The organism is Bacillus sp. JJ1503 (assembly GCF_036965125.1).
Lineage (GTDB): Bacteria > Bacillota > Bacilli > Bacillales > Cytobacillaceae > Cytobacillus.
Map to the genome: position 1 here is coordinate 214 of NZ_JBALOZ010000098.1, position 1,864 is coordinate 2,077.

General features: G+C 36.1%; 3 protein-coding genes. 1 reads left to right on the forward strand and 2 read right to left on the reverse strand.

The window, feature by feature from the left end; translation table 11 throughout:
• Positions 1 to 71, forward strand: a 71-nt coding sequence (locus tag V7149_RS09095; protein ID WP_335345339.1) for a small, acid-soluble spore protein, alpha/beta type, incomplete at its 5' end; no start/stop codon positions are given.
• Positions 72 to 144: 73 nt separating this feature from the next.
• On the opposite strand, the gene V7149_RS09100 is transcribed toward V7149_RS09095, so the two are convergent.
• Together V7149_RS09100 and V7149_RS09105 are read right to left on the reverse strand one after the other, a co-directional pair.
• Positions 145 to 495, reverse strand: coding sequence for a YlbF family regulator (locus tag V7149_RS09100; protein WP_335345319.1), 351 nt, complete (start codon positions 493 to 495; stop codon positions 145 to 147).
• A gap of 94 nt (positions 496 to 589) precedes the next feature.
• Positions 590 to 1,726: a DUF445 domain-containing protein gene (locus tag V7149_RS09105; RefSeq protein WP_335345320.1), complete on the reverse strand. Its 1,137-nt coding sequence runs from the start codon at positions 1,724 to 1,726 to the stop codon at positions 590 to 592.
• Positions 1,727 to 1,864 lie beyond the last annotated feature (138 nt).

A 1,864-nucleotide genomic window follows, 5' to 3' on the forward strand; every position in this document is an offset into this window, starting at 1 on the left:
GTTCAGTTGGTGGAGAAATTACGAAGCGCCTTGTACAAATGGCTGAGCAGCAGCTTGGCGGCAGGTTTTAAAGAATCAACTCAATAATTATATATGAAAAACCGCTCCTAAAATAAGGAGCGGTTTTCATATCCAAATATGGAATTAACCTAGTGGTCCATATAATTCTTCAAGTGGTTTCATAATGATTTTATTTAACTCAGCAATAAGCATGCTCATCCTCTGCTCTGCTTCCATTAGCTTGGCTATTTTAGGATTTTGCTGTACGAGTGCTACAGATTTTTGTGCCTGCGCAACCTCTGCCTGAGATATATCCTGCCCCATCATTTGTTTTTGTTGAAGCTGCATTTGAATATGGCGAAAGTTATCAAACATCGCCTTTGCTGATGGATCAGCATTGACCTCAGCATAAGCTTGCTTCAAAATTAAATATTCATTGCTTTGCCTTACTGCTCTCTCAAGTTCACCTGCGATATTAAATAAATTAACTGCCATCTTTTGAATCCCCTTTCCATTTTGGGCAATCACTTCACTATACCAAACTATGCCATTCATTGCGAGGTGTGTATCTGATAATTGGTAAACTGCTCTAAAGCAGAATGGCCAAAATCCCTTGAAAAAGACCAATAATTCCACCAAGCAATGCCCCTAGAAGTGTAATCATTTTTAATTCGCTATTAATAATGGTTAGTACCATTTCTTCCAGTCTCTCGACAGAGAATGCTTCTACTTGCTCCCGAATAATTTCTTGTAATCTGAGCCTCTCCATTAACACATCTACCCGGCTAGTTAGCCATTCTCCAAAAAACTCAACACCCTTGGGCACAATTGAATCAATGATTTCTGACCGGTAAGCTTCACTCAATTTAGAAATCGGTGCATGAAATAATTGTTCTAATTTTATGACATTATTAACACTTTTCTTCACAAAAGAAAGGATTTCTCCTTTATTAAATTGCTCTTCAATCTTAGCAGCTTCCCATTCAAGGATTTTATCCCATTCTTTTTTTATTAGTGAAGTGATTATATCAGCTGTACCCTCATTCTTTAAAAACTTGATAATTTCCGGCTGTATCTTATCAGCTATATTGATGTTTCCCATAAACATTTGCATCATACTTCCAAGAACACCACTTCGTTCCTTTAAAAAATCATCGGCCATTTTCTGAATTCGCAAATTACCTTCAAGGCTTGAAAAATAATCAACCCCTTTTTGAAGAATAAACTTGCTGATTTCGGGGATTTTTCCATTTACTTTTTCGATCATTTTTTCTGGGATAATCATTTTTAATGGCTGATCTCGATATTTCTCCAGTATACTTTCAAATTTTTGCTCTACAACCTCATTCAAACGCTTTTCTGTTTTCTCGTGGACATTTTTTATCCCTAAGTTATCCAATAATTGTGCAGGGCTTTTCTCACTAATTAAGAAACTATCCAGTTCCCTTTGAACAACTGCTGTCATTTCCTTTTGAAAATTGTCATTTAAAAATTTCCTTTTAATACTTTCAGGTGTTAAAAGATGGTTAACGACCATCTTCCCCATTTGTACTGCAAGCTCGTCTCGGCGCCTTGGGATTAAACCGGGTGTAAATGGAACTCTCCACTTTCCAATATATAAAGCTTTATAAGGCCTAAATAGCATTTTTATGGCAAGGTAATTGGTGAACCCATTAATAACTGCCCCAATAGTTACCATTAATAAAATTGTCAATAAAATTTTCATGTGATTGAACATCTACCTTCCATCTGGACTTGCGCACAATTTTAACCTTTTTTACATACGATACTTTATCAGCTTTTGCCTATTTTTTCATTATTAATGCGTTAGTGAAACTTCATTCTGTGGGGGAGTTCCTTCATC

Excerpts from the sequence above, each read along its gene's own strand:
- V7149_RS09105 (WP_335345320.1), bottom strand. The coding sequence starts at position 1,726 with ATGAAAATTTTATTGACAATTTTATTAATGGTAACTATTGGGGCAGTT.
- V7149_RS09100 (WP_335345319.1), bottom strand. The coding sequence starts at position 495 with ATGGCAGTTAATTTATTTAATATCGCAGGTGAACTTGAGAGAGCAGTA.